Below are 19,388 nucleotides of genomic sequence, written 5' to 3' on the forward strand. Positions count from 1 at the left end.
GGCCGCTTCAATGGCCCAGGAAATGCTCCCTGGAATGGGATTGCGGGCGGGTCAGGACCACATGGGCGTGGCAGCGCGGCGTGCCGTAGGTGCCATGGATCTCAACCCCTTCCGGCGTGCCTTCGAACACCATGGGAAAGGGCTTGTGGTTCATGTCGCTCAGCACGAGCTGGGCGTGGAAATGGCCCGGTGTCGCATCGCGCTGGCCGCGCAGGGTGTGCGCGCCGTCGGCGGGGGTGAAGGCAATGCGCTTGCCTTCGATCTGCAAGGTCGACGGGGCCCGCGTCTCGGGGCAGATGCCACGGTCGGCGACCAGCGTGCCGGTCCAGATCCCGAGCGGATCGCGGGCCGCATCGTCGGCCGCTCCGGCGGCCCGCGACAGGCCGCCCGTCGACAGGGCGAGGATGAGGGCGCCCATCATCGTCGCGCGCCCCAGGCAGGCGCGACGGGAAACGGGCAAAGGGTGGTCCAGTCGGAAGAGGGACACGTTCGGGCTCCGTAACACCTTGGTCTGGCCCCTTATATGGCGGCGGCCGGCCCGTTGGACCATAGGGTCCCGCCCGCTCCGGGCTTGCACTATATTCTGTGTCGACGCATATCCGGCTCCTGCACGGCCCGCCCGGTCGCGCAGCGCGCCCTGCGACCGTAACGCCGCGACCGAAAGAGCAACGATGAGCGACGATGTGAAGACCGCCGGTTCCACCCAGACCCTGCCCGAGGATACGACGACGCTGGACGCCGCGTTGCATCAGGACCGGATTCTGATCCTGGATTTCGGCAGCCAGGTCACGCAGCTGATCGCCCGCCGTGTGCGCGAAAGCGGCGTCTATTGCGAAATCTGGCCGTTTTCCACCGACGCGGCGCGGATCCGCGCCTTCGCCCCGCGCGGCATCATCCTGTCGGGCGGCCCGGCCAGCGTGCTGGACGAGAACGCGCCCCGCATCCCTGATGTCGTGTTCGCCCTCAACGTGCCGGTGCTGGGCATCTGCTACGGCCAGCAGGCAATGTGTTTCCAACTGGGCGGCGCGGTGGAAACGCACGCGCATCGTGAATTCGGCCGCGCGCATGTCGATATCGTCGAGGATTGCGCGCTGTTCCGTGGCACCTGGACGCGAGGCGGGCGCGAGCAGGTGTGGATGAGCCATGGCGACCGGGTGACGAAGCTTCCGCCCGGCTTCCGCGCGGTGGCCGTCAGCGAGGGCGCGCCCTATGCCATCATCGCGGATGAGGGGCGGCGCATGTATGGCGTGCAGTTCCACCCCGAGGTGGTGCATACGCCGCATGGTGCGGCCCTGTTGCGCAACTTTACCCACGGCGTGGTGGGTTGCCAGGGCACCTGGACCATGGCCGGGTTCCGCGACATGGAAATTGCCCGTATCCGCCAGCAGGTCGGGTCGGGCCGGGTCATCTGCGGCCTGTCGGGCGGGGTCGATTCCTCGGTGGCGGCGGTGCTGATCCACGAGGCGATCGGCGACCAGCTGACCTGCATCTTCGTCGATCCCGGCATCCTGCGCGCCGGCGAGGCCGAGGAGGTGGTCAAGACCTTCCGTGGCCGCTTCAACATCAAGCTGATCCACCGCGACGCGTCGGACCTGTTCCTCTCCGCCCTGGAAGGCGTGACGGACCCAGAGGTGAAGCGCAAGACGATCGGCCGTCTGTTCGTCGAGGTGTTCGAGGAAGAGGCCGCGAAGCTGGGTGGCGCGGAGTTCCTGGCCCAGGGCACTCTGTATCCGGACGTGATCGAAAGCGTCAGCTTCACCGGCGGCCCGTCGGTGACGATCAAGTCGCATCACAATGTCGGCGGCCTGCCGGAACGCATGAAGATGCAGCTGGTCGAGCCGCTGCGCGAACTGTTCAAGGACGAGGTTCGGGAACTGGGCCGCCAACTGGGGATTCCCGAGGCCATCGTCGGCCGCCATCCGTTCCCCGGGCCGGGCCTGGCCATCCGCATTCCCGGCGCGATCGATCGCGACAAGCTGGCGCTGCTGCGCCAGGTCGATACGGTTTTCCTGGAAGAAATCCGGGGTGCCGGCCTGTATGACGCGATCTGGCAGGCCTTCGCGGTCCTGCTGCCGGTCCGCACTGTCGGCGTGATGGGCGACGGCCGCACCTACGACTATGCCTGTGCGCTCCGCGCAGTCACCAGCACCGATGGCATGACGGCCGATGTCTATCCGTTCGACATCGGCTTCCTGAACCGCGTCGCCAGCCGCATCGTGAACGAGGTGCGCGGCATCAATCGCGTGACCTACGACATCACGTCGAAGCCGCCCGGGACGATCGAGTGGGAGTGATTTTGGTCTATCCGGGCGTATCCAAAACTACGCCACAGTAAGATCTAACCAACGGAAAAAGATAAATAATTAGTCCAATATCTGTCGATATCCATTGGTGGGCAGAGATCGCGTCCGTCGGCCCGTGTGACGGACCTCGCGCATATTGATCGCGGGGAAATTTGAAAGTACCGTCAGGACAGATGAGGCTCCTGACGGTATTTTTTTTGCGCTAAGCTTCTGACAATACGCCGTCTTTTTCGACGAGAGCCCCCCAAAAAAACCGCGTGACGGTACTTTTTGGAGGTGGTCCACCATGTTGAAGGACGCTGCGATCAAGGCGCTGAAATCAAAAGATAAAATCTACAAAGTGACCGATCGCGACGGCATGTATGTGCGCGTCGCGCCATCGGGCGCCCTTTCATTCAGGCTGGACTACCGGCTCGATGGTCGGCGCGAGACGGTCCATCTGGGCAAGTACGGACGAGACGGAATCTCGCTAGCGCGAGCTTGAGAGCTGTGCCTGCCCTATTGCCGAAGCGGCCGAAAGAACGCCCTGATATCTTCGGCCAGCAGTTTGGGTTGTTCGAGTGCAGCGAAGTGCCCGCCCGCCGGCATCTCCGTCCAGCGGGTCACAGGAAATACCCGCTCGACCCAACTGCGCGGTGGCGTCGGCAGTTCATAAGGGAACACGGCCACGCCGAGGGGAACGTCCACGCGCTCACCCACTTCGAAGGCAAGTGGGTTCAGACGGTTCTCCTTGTAGAGGCGCAATGATGCATCGACATTTTCGGAGAACCAGTAAAGCGAGATGTCGGTGAGCAAGACATCGAGGGGAACGCCAGACTGTGGAGCATTCCGCCTGTCGGTCCAGGTATGGAACTTCTCGGCGATCCAGGCAGCAAGCCCGACCGGGCTGTCCGTTAGCGAGAACGCCAGCGTTTGCGGCTTGGTGGCCTGTAGGGCGGAGTAGGCTCCTTCCTCCGCCGAGAAACGACCGGCACGTTCAAGGAAGCTGTTTTCCTCGGCTGAGACCGGCTGGCTCACATTGACGATCCCTGGTTTGAAGCTGCCGGGGATGTAGTTCACATGAGCGCCCAGAATGCTTTCTGGAAAAAGCCGCGCGAGCCACATCGACACGCCTGCGCCAATATCGCCACCTTGTGTTGCGAACCGTTCATAGCCAAGCTCGCACATCAATTCGCGCCAGAGCATGGCGATCGTCTTCGAACTCGTCCCAGCCTTTGTCGGGCGCGCGGAGAAGCCGAATCCGGGCAGTGAGGGAATCACCACGTCAAATGCGTCTGCGGGATCGCCTCCGTGCGCGCCAGGGTCGGTCAGCAAAGGAAGGATGTGCTCCATTTCGCAGAAAGAGCCTGGCCAGCCATGTGTCAGGATGAGCGGGATAGGCGCAGGGCCGATACCTTTCTGATGAACGAAATGAATGTCAGTGCCGCCAACATCCAGCAGGAATTGTGGCAGGCAATTCAGTCGTTGTTCCTGGCTGCGCCAATCGAAGTTGTGAAGCCAATATTGAACGAGTTGCCGGATCTCGGTCAGACTGGCGCCATCCGCCCAACTCGTATCATCGAGTACGACCGGCCATCGCACCGCCTGCAACCGTGCTCTGAGGTCAGCGATCGCATCGTCGCTGACATGAATCTTATATTCACGTATTCCCATCTGAATTTCCTATCTTGGCGCGGCGTGCCGATGAAGCAACATCATGTTGTGCGCTGTAAGCATCAAGCGCCTCCGCCTGCTTCCCGACTAGGGGTTTCCGTAGGGCGTGTCAGGCTCCAGGCCGATTTGTCAGGATGGTGCTGGTAATGAGATTGAAGAGATGATCGGATCGTGAAACAAACGCCCGTTGGCTGACCAGCCAGCCGAGCCCCGACATCAGGGCGAACAGGTCGTCCGAATCCATATCCTTGCGCGCCGTTCCCTCGGCCTGGGCACGAAGAAGCAGTCACGCGCCGGCCGAGTGCACCGCTGCACATGGCGCATAGAGCGCGGAGTTCGGGTCTGCGTGGGCGCTGGCCATCAAGGCAACAACGCCGCTGTAGCTGCCAACGAACGCCACGCCTTCGCGAAACCAGGATGGCTGGCCGGCAAGGCGCTGGAACGCGACGTGCGCGAGTTGCCGCAGGCCAATGAAATCCTGCGGAAAGCGTCGGCGTATTTCGCCGAGGCGGCGCTCGATCCCTTCTGCCTATCTTCCAACGATGCTACGCATCGCCGGAACCTTCCGGCAGGCTTTGCCTTTTTCGGAAATGAGGACATTCGTTGACACGCCCCGTGGGAATACGGGGTCGAGCCGATCTGCAGGATGCTGAAGATCACCCGGTCGGCCTATTATGAGCGGCTGCGCAAACCGGTCTTCACCAATCCCGAGGCGGTTCAGAGTGGATCACTCATGTGCCATCGGCGAAAGGGTTTTTTAACAGTCTGTTAGAATGTGTAACCTGCACCCACGATGAAAATGGTCATGAAGGACGGTCTACTATAGGATTCGTAGGAGCGGACCGCATTTGAACCGCCATTTGAAACGCTCATATGTGCATCGAGCGCGCCGAACTGGCGCGACATGCTGATGAGCCAGTCGTACTGGACGCTGCCGGATCGGATATAGGCTCGGGCAGAGCCCGTCTCGCCATTCAAATATGTCAGCAGACCCAAATGCGCGCTCAGCCGGATTCCTGCCACCAGACCCGTATTGCCGCCCAACTCGGCATAGAACGTCTGATTGTTCGATTTCCAGTAATCGGGAGAGTAGTAGAGATGAAGGGAGACGTGACGCGAACTGAGGCCCGTGTAGACCTCGCTATACCCGATGCTTGTACCCCCTGGGCCGACGCCGATATATTCCGAGTGCGTCACCCCGGCATCGGCGGAGAGCCACAAGCCCAGGCGCCTGGCATAGCCTGCGTCGCCAATGATACCGGTGAGCCCCGGATGGTTGCGATCGGGGAGCGCCCCCAGAGCGGATCCGTTGAAGAACAGGCCCGACGTTAAATCATACGAAAGATCCAGCCTGCCAACGGGGCGTCCGCCAGTGACGGAGATGCCACGTACTTCATAATTGTTTTGCAGGCCCATCTGGCCGGCCACCTGCGCATGAGCGCGGCCGCAGCACATGATGGCCAGGGTGGCGGCACCCAGAACATGCACGCCCGGAAAACGAAAGGAAGAAAAAGCCGATTTATCTCCCCGCCATGATGGCGTGCGCATGGATTGGGCAGTCACAGTCGCATGGTTTTCCAGCATGCAATAATGTAGCACAGGCATCGATCACTCCTCCTGTCAGCCGAGGCGTGGCCAGCAGGGCAACAGGAGCATTTTTGCGGTCCTCACGGAGCAGCGCAACGAGTCCGCTGACATGAGCTGCGGCATAAGAGCTGCCATGGGCCAGGGCCCACTGGCCGCCCGGCTGCGTCGTCGGCACGTCCTCGCCAGGGGCGAGGTAGACGCCTGATGGCGCGGTGGACGCGGAATCGATATCCACCGGAATGACATCGGGTGCGGAGGCCGGAAACCCGCCTTGGGGCAATGTCGGGTCGTACGCTGCAACGATCACTATGCCGCGATGAGCAGCTATATCGATCAGGTTCGCGAGCAGGCGGTCAGGAGGACCTGAAAGGCTGAGATTGATGACGTCAGCAGAGTGTTCAATAGCGTATTGCAGTGCCTTTGCGAGGCTGAGGCTGTCACAGACAGTCGGCGCCGTCTGCTTTGTGGCATCGGTCTGCCAGCAGGCGCGTAGCGCCATCAGCTTCGCCCGAGGTGCTACGCCGGCGATACCAATGGCGTTGCCGGCCTTCGCCGCAATCACGCCTGCGACGCCAGTGCCATGCGTCTCGGCTGGTCCGTTGTCGGTGTCGACGAAATTCTCGCTGGAGACGAACTGGCCCGCAAGGTCGGGATGGTCAAGCTGAACGCGGCTGTCGACCACCGCGACGACCACGCCGCGCCCTGTTGCGACCCGGTGGAGGGCTGTCAAATTCCAGGCGGTGGTCACCGGCTGGAGGTCTGCCAGGGGGTCGTTAACAATGGGTGAGGGCGATGCTTCGGCCCTGTAGAGATGCATCGCCTGGGACCACAGAACGTTACTGTCGTCAGAAATGCGTTTTATCGCGGTTTCAACCGTATCGCCTGGCCCGACCTGCATAACGTAGCAGTCCACGCCCAGCAGGGGCATTTGCCATCCGTTGCCGACAAACGCCAGCCCGTAGCGATGGGCGATATCCTCCGCGCGCCGTCTCTGCGCAGCGATGGTGAACGCGTCGGCGTAATCCCCGCCATAGGACGCGCTGGGCCGGTGATGGTCCGGTGGAATGCGAAGCATCACGAGGATCTGCCGGGCATTCGTGGCCACTTCGCGCGAGGCGGCCGGCATATTGGGCAACATTAAACCCAGAAGCAGGACAAAAATGGTCTGAACCGCGCGGCACCAGGCCAGGGCAGCCACTTTACGCGTCACTCATCGCATATCACCGTCGATCGGTTCCGCGACGGTGACGTTGCTGTTGCTCCGGAGCCGGGACAGGGCCGCTGCACGCTGGTCATCGGCCACGTGCAGCACATAGGCATCAGACGTGGTGGGGCCATCCACAATCCTGGCCTGGTTCTGCGTCAGCACCGTGCGCAGGATGGCTTCGGACGTGTCTGGCTTGAATTTCACAATGACATTGCCAATGCTGGGATGAGGTGACCCACCAAGTGTCCGGTAGAGTGGCAGCGGTTTCACCAGCAAGAAAATCGCGACCGAAGCCGCCGCTGCAAATGCCATCGCTCCGGAGACCAATCTTCGGCTGCTGCGAGCATGTTGTCTCGGCTGCGGCCGCTTCATATCTGCCTGACCGGCTTCGATACGCGCCTTCATCGCGGCCCACCCCTGATCGACATCGCCCGGAAGCGCCCTGATCTTCCGCGCCTGGGCCCGTTCCATCCGCAAATCCTCACGGCACTCCGCACATTCAGCGAGATGCCGCTGAACGAGCGCCCTGTCGGTATCGCCGAGCGTGCCGGTCACAAACCAAGGCAACAATAGCTTGGTTTGGCTGTGCGGGGAGTCGTCGAAACGGCTGATGCCCATCTTAATGGACTCGATAATGTCCACCATAATGGACTCCTAGATCCAATCCGGCAGAGTGCCGTCCAACAGGCGACGCAGCTGACGCCGCGCATGGAACATGCGGGTCTTCACGGTACCGACTGGGCATGACATGATGTCAGCGATCTCCTGATAGCCAAATTCCTGAAAATAAGTGAGTTCGAGAACCTCGCGGTGCTCGACAGAGAGGCCTTCCATCGCTTCCAGGAGCAGCTCCCGGTTGCGCCGGCGGCCGAGATTGTCTTCCGGGCTGAGTTCGGGGCTTACCTGTGACTCCGCGTTCTCGTCTTCCATCGGGTCCTGGTGATTTCGGAGCGCCTTCATGGACTTGCGGTAGGCGATGCCGAATATCCAGGTCGATAGCCTGCTGTCGCCCTTGAACGAATCCGTGTGGTCCCAAACCACCATCAGCGTGTCATTTACAACCTCTTCAACAAGATGGGGACGATGAACGCGTTTAAGCACAAAGCGTGCGAGACGATCATAATAGCCGCGATAGAGTTCTTCAAAGGCAACCATGTCTCGCGCCCGGATGCGCTCCACCAACAGCGCATCGTTGTTGTTTCGGGCAACTGGCTGGCGCCGCGCAGCTTCCACGCTGCGGTCGCCCAAATCTTGGTCCCCCATGCTTATTCCTTTTGGTGCCCTGGAGCGCGTCCAAGGTTCAAGATTCAATTTATTCGCGAAAATTTTCATGGGCGCCACCACTAATAACGACCTCTCTCCGCGATCGAACGTTTCAGCGGCCGGATGGAACTAAGCTGTGGGGAAAGCACACAATGATGTGTGCAACGACAAGGTATCGTGAATGGACTGCGAATGGGATGTCGAGGCCGGACTCTCCGCCGAGGAGGTACGTCAACGTTTCGCCTGGGCCCGCAGGCAGGGACGGCCGGCCTGGCTGTGGCCTGACGTGTCGGTCGAATCATGGGGTGCCGCGCTCGGAACCATTCAGAAGGCGGCTGTTGCGTGTCTTGGCGGAGAGGCGGCCACGGATCTTGACGGTGGCGCGGAGGCTCTGGGTCTGGCCGGCTACACGTCCGGCATGGGGCCGCTTCTCGGCTTCTGGATCGAACAGGGGCGGCTGCGGGCTGGCCCGTCCGTCGTCGTGGAGCTTGAGCGCCAGCTGAGGCATAACAGGCGGCGGGCGAAGCGGATGGCGGCGGTAGCCGCCGCGCTTGTCGGCAGGCTGGTCGAGCTTCGGATCGAGGTTCTGATACTCAAGGGCGCTCACACGAGCACGGTCTATTTTCCCGAGCCCGGCGTGCGGCCGGCATCGGATATCGACCTGCTGGTGGCGCATGGGGATGGGCATCGCGCCGAGGCTGTGCTGGCGCAACTCGGGTTTTCGCTACAGAAGCGTGGCAGGTGGGAGAGCAGCTGGTCCCTGCCGGCGGCGAGCGGCGAACCGCGAACGCTTACTTATGTCCATGCCGACGATCCCTGGTCGATCGACCTGCATATTTCGCTCGACATATCGGCGGGACACGGCACGCCGCTGGGCCATTTCGACCTGGCGGCTCCGTTCGCGGGCAGGGAGCGTTGGGCTGTCGATGCGCGGGCCCGCGTACTGGAGCCAGCGCCGTTGCTGCTGCATCTGGCGGCCCATGCGGGAGTCGGCTGGCAGAACCTGACCTTGTTGCGTCAGGTCGAACTGGTTCTGGTCGTACGGCGGGAGGTCGCCTTGCGCCGCCTGTGCTGGGACGAATTCCTTGCGACGGGTCGGCTCACGACGGCGCTCGGCTATGCCTATCCAGCCCTTCGGTTGGCCGAGCGGCTTCTGCCGGGCACGGTGCCGGCGAACGTTCTCGAAGAGTGTGCCCGATGGGTTCCGCGCACCGTGCGGCGCAGGCTCGCGCGCTTGAGCCCTGCATCGGCCCAGCGTATCGGGCGCAACTCGCTCGCCGAGCATTTCATGTGGGCCCAGGGATGGCGCGGACGGTTGCGGATGCTCGCAGCGGACCTGCTTCCCGACGACCGCCGTTGGTCGGATCGCCGCCGAATCTACGAAGCCCGCGCCTGGCGTCTCATCCGTGGAACGATCAGCCGGTAAGGACCATCCTGGGCGATCTCCGCGGCTTCGGCGCGCTTGCGGGGCGCAAATGGCCATAGGCCTGGGAATCGTCGGGCGTAATGCGGGCGAACCTGCGGATCTGCCGCAGGAGCCGCGGATCGTCGTAGATCTCCTGCCTCCAGCGCCACCACGCGGCAGCCTTGCCGAGCAGCTTTCCCCAATCCCGCGTCTTTCGGTCATGAACCGAGGGGAAGCGGCTTTTCAGCACCAGATCAAAATCCTGTGCGCGTGTCCGCAGTTTTTGCGCGAACCAGGGTAGGCGCGGGTCTTCGTGCGTCATCCACGCCACCCATTCCGGCTCGATCCATTCCTCAAGAGTGTCGGGAGTGCCCGCATGGGCATCTACGCCGCCATAGGTCTGGCGGCGCTGGGGCGTGGGCGTGAAGAAATAGCTGATCAGCTCCATATCCGGATTTATCGCCTTCAGCCTGCGAATGAAGGAGAACGTGTTCTCCATCTCTTGCTCCGGCCTTTCCGGATCGCCGAAGATGAAGGAAAACTCGGGGATGATGCCGTGTTCCCGCGTCTTCGCCGCCGTCATGAGTATCTGCTCGGTCGTGATGCCCTTGTTCATCCGCTCCAGCACCTCGTCCGAACCGGATTCGGCTCCGCAGAACACCATGAAAAGGCCGGCCTCCCGAAGTGCCCGCCAGGTCGCATCGGAAAAGCGGCAGAGCGCGTCGACCCTCGCTTCACACCACCACCGCAGGCCCAGCGGCTTCATCGTACGGGCGACCTCCTGGGCGTGCGCTTCGTTGAGGAAGAAATTATTGTCGTAGAAATGCACCGAATCCATGCCGTGATGCTGCACGAGATAGCGGAGATGCTCGGCAGTGCGCTCGGGCTGCTGGACTTTCTCGCGGCGGCCGAAGACGCTGATCACGCCGCAGAAATTACAGCCATATGGGCATCCGATCGAGGCCTGATAGACGCCGGACCGATGGCCCAGTATGGTCGGCCGAAGATACTGGCCGACATCGATCCTGTGATATGGCGGCGCGGGCAGCTCGCCCGGTCCCTTCCAGACGCGCTCCGGCCCGATCCAGTGCGATCCGTCCTCCTGCCGGAAGGCGATGCCGGCGACGGTTTTCGGATCGCGCCGGCCAGCGATGGCTTCGAGCAGCTCCAGGAACGTCTCCTCGCCCTGTCCCTGCACGACCCAGTCGACATAAGGCGCGTTCAGCACCGGCTGCGGATACAGGCTGCCGAAATTGCCGCCCCAGATCATCGGAATGTCCGGATAGCGCTGCTTTATCGCCTTGGCGAGGGGCACGGCGCTTACGAGTTGCGGGCCCGGCATGACGGTCATGGCGATGCTGCGCACCGGGTCGCCTTCCGCCGCTGCCTGTTCGATATGCCCGGCTATGACGGAGAACGCGTCGATGCCGGGCAGGTTCCCGTCGACGATCTTCCAGTTGACGTCGGAGGGAAGTGCCGCGCCGATGGCCATGACCGAGAGCGGGAAGCGGCGATTTTCCGGGCGCGTGGCGCGCGGGTTCACGAGGATAATCACGGGCGCGTGGCACTCCAGAGATCGAAACGGGAGGGCGCGCGCGCGCGCCGCAGTCTGGCGACGACGGGGCGGATTTCATACCAGAGCGGATAGCGCACGCGCGACCGGCGCCACGCGCAGCCGATCGGCGCCGATGCAGCCGCCAGGCGTTCGCGTGTCAGGAATTCGATGAAGGGGAGGGACATCAGCGTTTCGGCATGCGCGCCGAAGCGGCATGGCGCGTCGGCCAGTTTCTCCGCCACCATGACAAGCCCGTCGGCCTCGTGGCGGTAGAAGGGCGAATCAAGGATCACGAGCCGGCCGCCGGGCCGCACGGCGCGGGCTGCCTCTGCCAGGACGGCGCCGAGATTCGTCGCGTAATGCAGCGAGGCATTGAAGACCGCGATATCGAAGCTGGCATCCGGCATGGGGATGGCGTCGAAAGAAGCATCCAGGGTCTGCATCCTGCCGCCGCTCCGCTCCAGAAAAGGGGCTGCGGCGCCTAGTCCGTCGACCTTGTCGCTGCGGATGTCGAGTGCCGTCGTGTCATGCCCTTCCAGCGCAACGCGGTAGCTCAGCCAGCCATTGCCCGCCCCCAGGTCAAGCAACTGCAACCCGCGGCCGAGCGATGCGGCGAGGGGCCGGATGATCCGACCAAGCAGCGCCTCGAAGCTGCGTGCCCGCACACCCCATTGGCGCGCGAGGGGGCCATGGCGCAGATAGGGCAGGCCGAGCAGCGCGTCCTCGGCATAGAGGCGGCCTTCCGCCGCGCGGTGGGCCGCGTAATCCCGGGCGAAATCCCGCAGCGCGTCGCGGCTCATCGGGCTTCGGCCCCGTTGCGCACGAAACGGTAGAGAATATGGTCCCCCAATCGCGCGAGCGGCCCGGCGAACACGCGGTCGAGCCTCTCGAACGCATCCAGGAGTCTCGGATGGCCCGATATCCAAGGCTCGGCCGCGCTGGGCGGCACGAAGACACCCACGCCCAACCGGCCATCGGGGCGAAACCACGGCGCCATCGCGCGTTCGATATCGCGCCGCCCGTGATAGCGGACGTTGAACGTGCGCCCGCCCAGCCGCGCGGGCCGGTCGCCCGTACCAAGTCGCCGGAAGGCCTCGCCGGGACGGCCGCGCGCCATCTCGGTTACCCATTCGCCGGGGCAGGAACGGCCGAACACCACGAGTATCGCCGGCGCCCCCTCGCGCAGGAGCGTCGCCAGCCCGGCCGCAAAGGGACGGAGATCGCCGACGCAGTTCAATGCGGCGAAATTTGAGAAAGCGCCGTCCAGCGGGAGGCTGATCCGGGTGGCCAGTCCGGCAAGGTCCTCGGCGGCGCAAAGCGCCGTTCGCGCACCGGCGCGGCCCGCGAATTTCCTGCCGGACAGGCGCACCATCGCGGGAGAGGCATCGGTCAGAAGCACCTCCCGCCCGCGCTCGAGAAGCCACAATGCGTCTTCGCCGGTGCCGCCGCCGATCTCGATCACCCGGGCGCCCGGTGGAAAAGCGCGCGCCAGGACCCTCCGGACCGCGCGCCGTTGTGCGGCCACGCTGAGCCAGGGCGTGAAGCGCGCGTCGAAACCTTCCGCGATCGCGTCGAAAGCCGCTGCGGCCGGCGGCAGGCCTTGCATCCCGCTCAACGTCAAGCCTCGAGCTGATGCTGGAACGGGTGAGGCGACCGATGGTGGAAGGCTTCGGCCTCCAGCCCGTTCCACGCCTCGTCATTCCAGATACCGGTCTCGTTTTCCGCATGCAGCAGGTCGCGCACCTTGCGGTAGAATTCGGTGGAATAGGTTCCCTGGAACAGCATCGCCAGCTCGCCCGTGGTCGTCCAGTTGCGCTGCCGCCCGAGCTGGGCCTGCACGCGCGCATGAAAGGCCGTGCCCGGCAGCGGATACGCGACCGACACGCCGATTTCGTCCGGGTTTTCCTCCCGGATCAGGTCGCGGGTGGCGAGGATGTCCGGCCAGCTTTCGGGCGGATAGCCGAGCTGGATGAACCAGCAGGCGCGCACGCCATGTGCCTTGAGCACGCGCGTCGCCGTTCGCGCGGCCGTCACGCTCGCGCCCTTGTCCATGGCGTCGACGACCCTTTGTGAGCCGCTCTCGACGCCAAGCCAGACTTCTCTCGCACCCGCCCGTGCCAGCGCGTCGACCATGCTTTCGGTCATGAGGTTGACGCGCGACTGCATGGTGAACGGAATCCGGCAATTGCCGTTCGTGACCTCACGCGCGAAGCCGGTCGTCCAGTCGGTGTCGAGGCCGAAGATGTCGTCGGCAAACCAGACCTGGTCGGGCGCCACTTCCGCCTTCAGGCGAATCATTTCGTTCGCGACGTGGGTTGGCGACCGAACTTCATAGCGCCGGCCGAATGTCGGTTTCGCGCACCAGTTGCACGTATAGGGACAGCCGCGCGAAGTCGCCATATTCCATGAAAATACGCCATGCGCGCCCGTCCAGGCGCGGCGGTAGGCATCGATGTCGAGCAGGTCCCACGCCGGGGACGGCAGGCGGTCGATGTCACGCAGCGGGGGGCGAGCGGGTGTGGAAACCGGCTTGCCGGCCCCTGGCAGGAGCAACCCGGCGACGGAAGACGCGTTGTTATTTCCCCCGTTCCAGAGGCCGACGAGTTCGGCCAGCGCCATCTCTCCCTCGCCGAGTGCCACGGCCGACGCGCCGGCGGCCAGATAGGCAGCGGGCATGTCGGCGGCATCGGGCCCATTCACGGCCACCCGGCAGCCGCGCGCCCGCGCCGCTCCGATGATCGCCAGCGCGCTCTCGCGGCGATTGGTGGTGCACATCTTGGTCAGGAAATTGAAATTGTCTTCCATGAGAACGACAATGCGCGGTTCGTACTCATCCAGTGCCTTCTCGAAATCCTCAATCCCGTCGGCGAACGTGGCGTCAAACAGTGCCACGTCATGCCCGCCTTCGCGCAGCAGCGCGGCGAGTATCAGGGTGGACAACGGGGAATAGGGCTTCATCCTTGAAAATTGTTTTGGGTCGTGCTGCAAAAAATACGAATGGGCGAGCAGGATCAATGTCCGAGACTCCCACGATGCCGCATATTGTTCATCGGGTGCGATTCAGTATAAAATTGTCGCATGCCAAACGAAATTTTTATCCTGCAGCTGTCGATCATGGAACGGCCAGTGAGGATATTGACATCGGATCCGGATCTTCTGGCGACGATGGAAGAGGCATATGCAGCCTGGCGTCCGGCAACCCGCACGGACGGGGCGCCCATCACGATCGACCTGCACATCATTGATACGGACGCCGGCCTTTCCCATCGCATCGATGTCGACGGGCCCTTTCTGAGCATGAGCGGAGATGGGATCGACGGATGGGCCGATGCCGGAATTCTTTTCGCGACCTGCAAGGTTCCGAAATATCTGATCGGGCGGCCCGGGCAGCTCGCGGAGGAACTGACCGACACATTGCTGCTATTCCTGCTGACCCGCTCGGGACGGACACCGCTCCATGCGGCCGGAATCGTCCTGGGAAACAGGGCGATTCTGCTGACGGGCGCGAGCGGGAGTGGGAAGAGCACGCTCACCCTCGCTGCAATGAGGCGGGACCTCCGCATTCTTTCCGACGACACCGTGTACATCCAGTTGCAGCCTCGCTTGCGGATTTGGGGCTTTCCGCGCCCGGTTCATGTGTTCCCCGACGATGCGCCAGGGTTCATCGCGGCAACCCGGTTGAGGGGAGGGAAATTGAAGGCGGCGATCCCCGCGCCGTTTCCGGCCGAGCCGCCCGTAGCGGACCACCCGGTTGTCGTGGTGCTGGAACGGGGCGAGACAATCCGGATGGACCCTATCGAACCCGCGATCGCGGCGGCCGCGCTGTCGCGGCTGGAACCCGGTTTCGATCTGCTGGCCCATGCGTCCGCGAGCGCGGCAAGCGCGATCGTGGCCAGGGGCGCATGGCGATTGACGCTAGCCCGGGATCCGGACGCGGCGATGGATGCGCTGATCGGGCGGCTGGCGCAGGATGCGATGAAATAGACTGGTCACGTCATGCGCCGGCGGGCGTAGTCCGCGGCCATGCCGTGCAATTGCTGCAGGGTCTCGGCGATGGGCGGCATCGTGTCCAAAAGCGCCCGCTCCCTCCGGCCGGATAAAGCCGCGATCTGCGGCAGCAACCCGTCCACATCCGCCAGCACCGCCTGCCGCCGTTCGATCAGGCCAGGGAAGGCGCCGGCCGCCGCCGGGTCGAGAAACAGGGCGGGAATGCCGAAGGCCGCCGCCTCCACGGCGGCGCCGGAGGCGAGCGAGACCAGCACGTTCACGCGTTCGAGCAGCGCGGTGAGGGGCAGCAGGCAGGCTTCCTCGACGATAACATTGGGTCTTCGGAGAGCCAGGAGATCGCTGTATTCGGCATCCTGCGACGCGGAGGCGGACGGATGGCGGCGTATCCACCAGCGCCAGCTTGCGGGGGATGCCTCGATATGGCGCGCCAGCTTCTGCCACACCGCGCGATATCCGCCGATCGGCTGCAATGCCACCAGGATTTCCCGATCGAAGGCCGGGTCTGGATGCGGACCCGGCACCTTCGCGTGGGCGGCGTGCTGCGTGTGGCCGCCATGGATCGCCCCGTGCCACGGGGCCCGCGCCCAATCCGCGATCCGTGCCACATCCTCGGCGCCCCAGCACCAGAACATCGCGGGGAGCGTGGAATAGCCCGATGCCGGAAGGCCGTGCCAGCTATAGGCGCGGTGCCCTTCCTGCGGGCAGTGCTGGAGATCGATGCACAGGATACCCTCTCGCCGGCAGGCGAGGGCGAAAGCGTGGCCGAGGCCTGCATAATACGTGACCACGAAGGCGATCCGGGGCCTGACCCTGCGAAGAATGCGCTGAAAGAGCGTGGCTGCGGCAAAGACGGTGCGAAATCGCCTGTTCAGCCGCTCGGCATGGAGCGAAGGCGCACGCACGCCTTCCTGGTGCAGGAATTCGAGAACCGGGGCATGATCCGGCAGATCGAGAGATCGTGCCGGCCGGAGAGCGCCCGTGAGAGCCGCCGTGAGGGCCGCGCGGACCGCGACCGTATTGGCGGCATAGGTCGGGCGCAGCCAGGGCAGGCGGTTCAGCCCGCCCGGCTGCATGAGGAAGGTTCCAAGCCCCTGCCCATCGAGGGTTGCCATCACCGGTTCGCCGTAGCGGTCGCGCCAGGAGCCCGCGACCCTGTCCAGCGAAACACCGTCGCCGAGCAGGATCGCATCGGCCGGCACCGGTCGCGGCTGCCAGTGGCGCAGGTCCTTCCGGCTCTTCCAGACATTGGTGAGCGGGGTGGCGAGGCTCGCGGCGGCGCGGTGGAGGAAAGGCCGGGGCGGCGGCGCGGTGTTGCCGCCCGCGGCGCCGAACATGTCGAGGAACAGGTCCGTCGCGGCAAGCGGCCAGAGATCGACATCTCCGCCCCGCCACCGGGCCACGTCGAAACGCGCCTCGATCGCCCCGACGAGGCGGCGATGGTTTTGCTGGACGGCATTCATCTGGCGTGTCACGCGCCGGTGCCCCGTTTCCGGAACCCTACAGGATAATAGCGCCCGTTCGGAACGAGCAGACCGTTCCGGTCGTAGAGCAGGTCTGTCGCCATCTGATCCGGCCGAGCTTCGAGCACGGCGTCGAACGCCGCGGCGGCCGCCGTGTCGGAAAAGCGGAAATTCGTGGTGTGGAGGAAAAGCAGGCCGCCGGGCGCGAGGCAGCGCGAGAAACCGTCCACGGCGCGCTCGAAATCGGCGAAACGCATGAGCCTCCCGCTCCGGCGGGCGCGCCTTACGGTCAGGTCGCCATGGCACAGGACGGCGAGGCAGAAAATCGCGTCGTAATGGCCGGAAGGCTCGGCACCGGTGTCCGGCGCGGCCTGAAAGCTCAGCCGGTCGTCGTTCAGGCCCCGCGATCGGGCGATGCAGGCGTCGATATTCGCCGGGTTGATGTCGATTCCTCTGATCGGCGCGTCCGGAAAGCGCTGGCGGAGGCTGAACACCTCATCGCCGCGCGAGCATCCGAAAGACAGCAGGCGTGGGGCCGGCTTGCCCGCGAGGGCTTCCGCCGCGAAGTCGAACAGCCACGGATAGCGGTCTGGAAGCGTGAAGGAATAGGGCTGGAAGCGCCCGGCGACCGGCTTGCGCAGGCGACGGCGCATGGCGGCGGCAAGAGGCCGCAGCGCGGCCGGGATGAAGGGCCTCATGTCATCGTCCGCAGGCGGGTCGGGGTGACCAGTCGGACGGGCGCCCCGCCCAGATGCCGCTCCATCTTGTGCAGCACCTCGGCAAGCGCCCCGGCCCGCAGTTCCTCCGCGCTTCCCGCTATGTGCGAGGTGAGAAACACGTTCGGCAGGCGCCGGAGGGGATCGCGCGCGGGCGGAGGCTCGCGATCGAACACGTCGATGCAGGCGAAGATGTCACCGGCTTTCAGGCGGGCGAGCAGCGCGCCGGGCTCGATCAGCTCCGCGCGGGCCACGTTGATCAGGACCGCACCGGGCCTGAGCCGCGCCAGTTCCGCGCTGCCGAGGAAATGCCGGGTCGCGGGCGTGAGGCCGCGATGCAGGGAGACGATGTCCGCCGCCAGGGCCTCGCCCAGGGCGGCGGGGGTGGCACCCACCGCCCGGATATCCCCGACCGGAGCGTGTTCGGAAAACACGAGGACCTTCGCGCCCGCAGCGACGAGGCGCACGGCAAGCGCCCGTGCGTTCTCGCCCCAGCCGATCAGCCCCGTGGTCGCGCCATGCAACGCCCGCGTGGGCGTGGAGGCGGCCGGCGCGATGCCGTGGAGTGGCCGGGCCTGCCGCCAGCCCCTGCGCAGCAGCGGCTCCAGCCCCATGCGGGCCGCGACGGGGCGGACCGCCCGTGCCGCCTTCAGGGCGCTTCCCCGCCAGCCATCTGGCTGTACCGCGCTTCCCCACCCTCCGTTGCGCATGAGTTGATGCGAGGCGAAGCCGCGACGGCGGCCGAGGATCGCGAGGCCCAGGACGAATTCGGCGACATTCTCGGCATAGGTGCGGCTGGCGTTCACGAGCGCCACGTCCCGCGCGAGAAGCGCTTCGGGATTGTGCCGCGCAAAGGAGAGCCCGACGAGGCCGGCAACCCGCAGGTTGGGCATCAGATCGAGGAGCGCGTCCGTTATCACCCGCGGTCCGGTTCCGATGAGCGCCGCCACGATATCCGGACGCGGCCGGGCCGACCGCAGCACGTCCTCGATCGCCACGATCGGCCGGTCGATGGATGTCGTGACGCGGCCCAGCGAGAGACCGCGCGCATTGACGACCAGCATGGACCCGGCGCCGGAAAGCCCGTCGCCGACAGGTCCGTCTTCGGGAGAGCAGTCATCGGACGGGCTTTTGTCGAACCATCGGGGGGCGGCAACTGGCCGGACCGGGGATGTCTCCGGCCAGTCCACCTTACCGCTGAAACCGGCCTCGATCAGTTCGGCGAGCCTGAGCGACGGGGCGAGCGCCGCGATGCCGTGCGGCGGCTCCGTGCGCTGCGCGATTGCGTCCAGAAATGCGGCATGCTCGGCCGCGAACCCGTCATCAAGGCCCGGCATGGGCGTGGTGTGCGTCTGGCCCGCCCTGGCGACGTGCAACGCCTCCTCGTCGATGCGGCAGGTCAGGCCGGCCGCATGGAAGGCATATGCCTCCCGCCGCTCGCCTGCGTTGTTGTCGCAGAGGAAGCTGCCCCGCGCGCCGTCGGGCCATTGCAGGAGCGCAGCATAGGCGTTGGGCCTGACGCTGGTGGCGATATGATCGGGGAGGCTGCCGTTTATGAACAGCAGGGCGTCGAGGGCATGAATGCCATTGGCGGTCAGCCAGCTGCTTGCGCCGAAGGGTGGGGCAACAGCGTGAGATGGTTTGTGGAATACGGCTTCGAGGGAGTGCCAGCCTGCCTTGCCGCCCAGGCGCCGCACTTCGCCCATGGAGCGGTAGAAGCGGCGGTTGTGCCCGCCACAGGCGACCAGCCCCCGCGCTTGCGCCATTTCGGCCAACCGGCAGGCCGCGGCGTAGTTCGGGGCGATCGGCTTCTCGGCGAAGAGATGTTTGCCCCGCTCCAGCGCCGCCATGCCCAGCGTGTAGTGCATCCGCGCGTCACCGAAAAGGTAGACGGCATCGACATCCGCGCGTTCAAAGCCGGACAGGGCATCGCCGCTGCATCGGGAAAAGCCGAATTTCTGCCGCGCCGCGACGGCGCGCTCTTCCATCACGTCGCAGATCTCGACGAGGGCAAGCCGCCCGGCGTCGCGCAACTGCGCGAGCCTGGGCAGGTGAAGCAGGCATGACGTTACCCCGGCGCCCACGACGAGTGCACGGATCGGTGCCGCGCGCGTCATGCGTCGGAGGCCAGGGCCGGGAGGAGTCCGGGATTGCTTGGTGCGTCCATAATGACGTGAGTGGCTTCAGCACCGGGGAAAGTTCAATTCGGACGGCCGGCAGAGGCCTGCGTG

At 64.8% G+C, this 19,388-nt stretch carries 18 protein-coding genes, 1 pseudogene and 1 other annotated feature; of the genes and pseudogenes, 5 read left to right on the top strand and 14 right to left on the bottom strand.

Features of this window, described 5'->3' with window-relative positions:
• Window positions 1-7: 7 nt before the first annotated feature.
• Window positions 8-487 (bottom strand): hypothetical protein, encoded by a 480-nt coding sequence (locus HLH35_RS13335; RefSeq protein WP_182979596.1) that lies wholly within the window; start codon window positions 485-487, stop codon window positions 8-10.
• 184 nt (window positions 488-671) lie between these two features.
• Here HLH35_RS13335 and guaA point away from each other — a divergent pair, with 184 nt between their 5' ends.
• Window positions 672-2,294 carry a glutamine-hydrolyzing GMP synthase gene (gene guaA, locus HLH35_RS13340; protein WP_246385074.1) on the top strand — a complete coding sequence of 541 codons (1,623 nt, stop codon included), beginning with the start codon at window positions 672-674 and terminating at the stop codon, window positions 2,292-2,294.
• A gap of 295 nt (window positions 2,295-2,589) precedes the next feature.
• Window positions 2,590-2,787, top strand: coding sequence for an Arm DNA-binding domain-containing protein (locus tag HLH35_RS13345; RefSeq protein WP_246385075.1), 198 nt, complete (start codon window positions 2,590-2,592; stop codon window positions 2,785-2,787).
• Window positions 2,788-2,801: 14 nt separating this feature from the next.
• Here HLH35_RS13345 and HLH35_RS13350 read toward each other — a convergent pair whose 3' ends face one another.
• Both HLH35_RS13350 and HLH35_RS20240 read right to left on the bottom strand, forming a co-directional pair.
• Entirely contained in the window at window positions 2,802-3,956 is a 1,155-nt protein-coding gene (locus HLH35_RS13350; RefSeq protein WP_182979597.1) for an epoxide hydrolase family protein, read from the bottom strand.
• 109 nt (window positions 3,957-4,065) lie between these two features.
• Window positions 4,066-4,200, bottom strand: coding sequence for a hypothetical protein (locus tag HLH35_RS20240; protein ID WP_275944245.1), 135 nt, complete (start codon window positions 4,198-4,200; stop codon window positions 4,066-4,068).
• A 186-nt stretch (window positions 4,201-4,386) separates the two neighbouring features.
• Between HLH35_RS20240 and HLH35_RS13360 the strand changes: the two are divergent.
• Window positions 4,387-4,647, top strand: a pseudogene (locus tag HLH35_RS13360) (hypothetical protein); the annotation flags it as partial.
• Window positions 4,449-4,620, top strand: a sequence feature (AL1L pseudoknot). Its footprint overlaps the pseudogene before it by 172 nt.
• A 77-nt stretch (window positions 4,648-4,724) precedes the next feature.
• Here the strand turns inward: HLH35_RS13360 and HLH35_RS13365 are convergent.
• From HLH35_RS13365 to HLH35_RS13380, 4 genes are read right to left on the bottom strand one after another with little or no spacing between them, the layout of a single operon-like run.
• Window positions 4,725-5,519, bottom strand: a complete 795-nt coding sequence (locus HLH35_RS13365) for a TorF family putative porin (protein WP_182979598.1) — start codon at window positions 5,517-5,519, stop codon at window positions 4,725-4,727.
• Window positions 5,476-6,753: a S8 family peptidase gene (locus tag HLH35_RS13370; protein WP_220790671.1), complete on the bottom strand. Its 1,278-nt coding sequence runs from the start codon at window positions 6,751-6,753 to the stop codon at window positions 5,476-5,478. The genes HLH35_RS13365 and HLH35_RS13370 overlap by 44 nt, the downstream gene beginning before the upstream one ends.
• Complete coding sequence (locus HLH35_RS13375) at window positions 6,754-7,395, bottom strand: anti-sigma factor family protein (RefSeq protein ID WP_182979599.1); 642 nt, start codon at window positions 7,393-7,395, stop codon at window positions 6,754-6,756.
• Between the two features lie 9 nt (window positions 7,396-7,404).
• Window positions 7,405-8,082: an RNA polymerase sigma factor gene (locus tag HLH35_RS13380; protein ID WP_220790672.1), complete on the bottom strand. Its 678-nt coding sequence runs from the start codon at window positions 8,080-8,082 to the stop codon at window positions 7,405-7,407.
• A 112-nt stretch (window positions 8,083-8,194) separates the two neighbouring features.
• Between HLH35_RS13380 and HLH35_RS13385 the strand changes: the two genes are divergently transcribed.
• On the top strand, window positions 8,195-9,439 hold the full coding sequence (locus HLH35_RS13385) for a nucleotidyltransferase family protein (protein WP_182979600.1): 1,245 nt from the start codon (window positions 8,195-8,197) through the stop codon (window positions 9,437-9,439).
• Here HLH35_RS13385 and HLH35_RS13390 read toward each other — a convergent pair.
• From HLH35_RS13390 to HLH35_RS13405, 4 genes are read right to left on the bottom strand one after another with little or no spacing between them, the layout of a single operon-like run.
• Window positions 9,429-10,973 (bottom strand): B12-binding domain-containing radical SAM protein, encoded by a 1,545-nt coding sequence (locus HLH35_RS13390; protein ID WP_182979601.1) that lies wholly within the window; start codon window positions 10,971-10,973, stop codon window positions 9,429-9,431. The two genes, HLH35_RS13385 and HLH35_RS13390, sit on opposite strands and share 11 nt — an antisense overlap.
• Entirely contained in the window at window positions 10,970-11,773 is an 804-nt protein-coding gene (locus HLH35_RS13395) for a class I SAM-dependent methyltransferase (protein WP_182979602.1), read from the bottom strand. Before HLH35_RS13395 ends, HLH35_RS13390 begins: the two co-directional genes overlap by 4 nt.
• Window positions 11,770-12,579 carry a class I SAM-dependent methyltransferase gene (locus HLH35_RS13400; RefSeq protein ID WP_338029351.1) on the bottom strand — a complete coding sequence of 270 codons (810 nt, stop codon included), beginning with the start codon at window positions 12,577-12,579 and terminating at the stop codon, window positions 11,770-11,772. The genes HLH35_RS13395 and HLH35_RS13400 overlap by 4 nt, the downstream gene beginning before the upstream one ends.
• A gap of 11 nt (window positions 12,580-12,590) precedes the next feature.
• Entirely contained in the window at window positions 12,591-13,931 is a 1,341-nt protein-coding gene (locus tag HLH35_RS13405; protein WP_182979604.1) for a B12-binding domain-containing radical SAM protein, read from the bottom strand.
• 207 nt (window positions 13,932-14,138) lie between these two features.
• Between HLH35_RS13405 and HLH35_RS13410 the strand changes: the two genes are divergently transcribed.
• Window positions 14,139-14,957 (top strand): phosphoenolpyruvate carboxykinase (ATP), encoded by an 819-nt coding sequence (locus tag HLH35_RS13410; RefSeq protein WP_182979605.1) that lies wholly within the window; start codon window positions 14,139-14,141, stop codon window positions 14,955-14,957.
• A gap of 5 nt (window positions 14,958-14,962) precedes the next feature.
• On the opposite strand, the gene HLH35_RS13415 is transcribed toward HLH35_RS13410, so the two are convergent.
• The 3 genes from HLH35_RS13415 to HLH35_RS13425 are packed head-to-tail and all read right to left on the bottom strand — an operon-like array spanning window position 14,963 to window position 19,274.
• Entirely contained in the window at window positions 14,963-16,453 is a 1,491-nt protein-coding gene (locus HLH35_RS13415) for a hypothetical protein (protein ID WP_182979606.1), read from the bottom strand.
• Window positions 16,450-17,139 (bottom strand): class I SAM-dependent methyltransferase, encoded by a 690-nt coding sequence (locus tag HLH35_RS13420; protein ID WP_182979607.1) that lies wholly within the window; start codon window positions 17,137-17,139, stop codon window positions 16,450-16,452. The genes HLH35_RS13415 and HLH35_RS13420 overlap by 4 nt, the downstream gene beginning before the upstream one ends.
• A complete protein-coding gene (locus HLH35_RS13425) occupies window positions 17,136-19,274 on the bottom strand; it encodes an NAD(P)-dependent oxidoreductase (protein ID WP_182979608.1) in 2,139 nt (712 codons plus the stop codon). Before HLH35_RS13425 ends, HLH35_RS13420 begins: the two co-directional genes overlap by 4 nt.
• Between the last annotated feature and the right edge of the window lie 114 nt (window positions 19,275-19,388).

Origin of the sequence: Gluconacetobacter asukensis (genome assembly GCF_014174375.1) — a bacterium.
GTDB lineage: Bacteria > Pseudomonadota > Alphaproteobacteria > Acetobacterales > Acetobacteraceae > Gluconacetobacter > Gluconacetobacter asukensis.

Bases quoted from the DNA above. Each gene is read 5' to 3' on its own strand.
- HLH35_RS13410 (WP_182979605.1), top strand. From the start codon at position 14,139: ATGGAAGAGGCATATGCAGCCTGGCGTCCGGCAACCCGCACGGACGGG.
- HLH35_RS13380 (WP_220790672.1), bottom strand. From the start codon at position 8,082: ATGAAAATTTTCGCGAATAAATTGAATCTTGAACCTTGGACGCGCTCC.
- HLH35_RS13385 (WP_182979600.1), top strand. From the start codon at position 8,195: ATGGACTGCGAATGGGATGTCGAGGCCGGACTCTCCGCCGAGGAGGTA.
- HLH35_RS13345 (WP_246385075.1), top strand. From the start codon at position 2,590: ATGTTGAAGGACGCTGCGATCAAGGCGCTGAAATCAAAAGATAAAATC.
- HLH35_RS13395 (WP_182979602.1), bottom strand. From the start codon at position 11,773: ATGAGCCGCGACGCGCTGCGGGATTTCGCCCGGGATTACGCGGCCCAC.
- HLH35_RS13400 (WP_338029351.1), bottom strand. From the start codon at position 12,579: ATGCAAGGCCTGCCGCCGGCCGCAGCGGCTTTCGACGCGATCGCGGAA.
- HLH35_RS13375 (WP_182979599.1), bottom strand. From the start codon at position 7,395: ATGGTGGACATTATCGAGTCCATTAAGATGGGCATCAGCCGTTTCGAC.
- guaA (WP_246385074.1), top strand. From the start codon at position 672: ATGAGCGACGATGTGAAGACCGCCGGTTCCACCCAGACCCTGCCCGAG.
- HLH35_RS13350 (WP_182979597.1), bottom strand. From the start codon at position 3,956: ATGGGAATACGTGAATATAAGATTCATGTCAGCGACGATGCGATCGCT.
- HLH35_RS13425 (WP_182979608.1), bottom strand. From the start codon at position 19,274: ATGACGCGCGCGGCACCGATCCGTGCACTCGTCGTGGGCGCCGGGGTA.
- HLH35_RS20240 (WP_275944245.1), bottom strand. From the start codon at position 4,200: ATGGATTCGGACGACCTGTTCGCCCTGATGTCGGGGCTCGGCTGGCTG.
- HLH35_RS13420 (WP_182979607.1), bottom strand. From the start codon at position 17,139: ATGAGGCCCTTCATCCCGGCCGCGCTGCGGCCTCTTGCCGCCGCCATG.
- HLH35_RS13405 (WP_182979604.1), bottom strand. From the start codon at position 13,931: ATGAAGCCCTATTCCCCGTTGTCCACCCTGATACTCGCCGCGCTGCTG.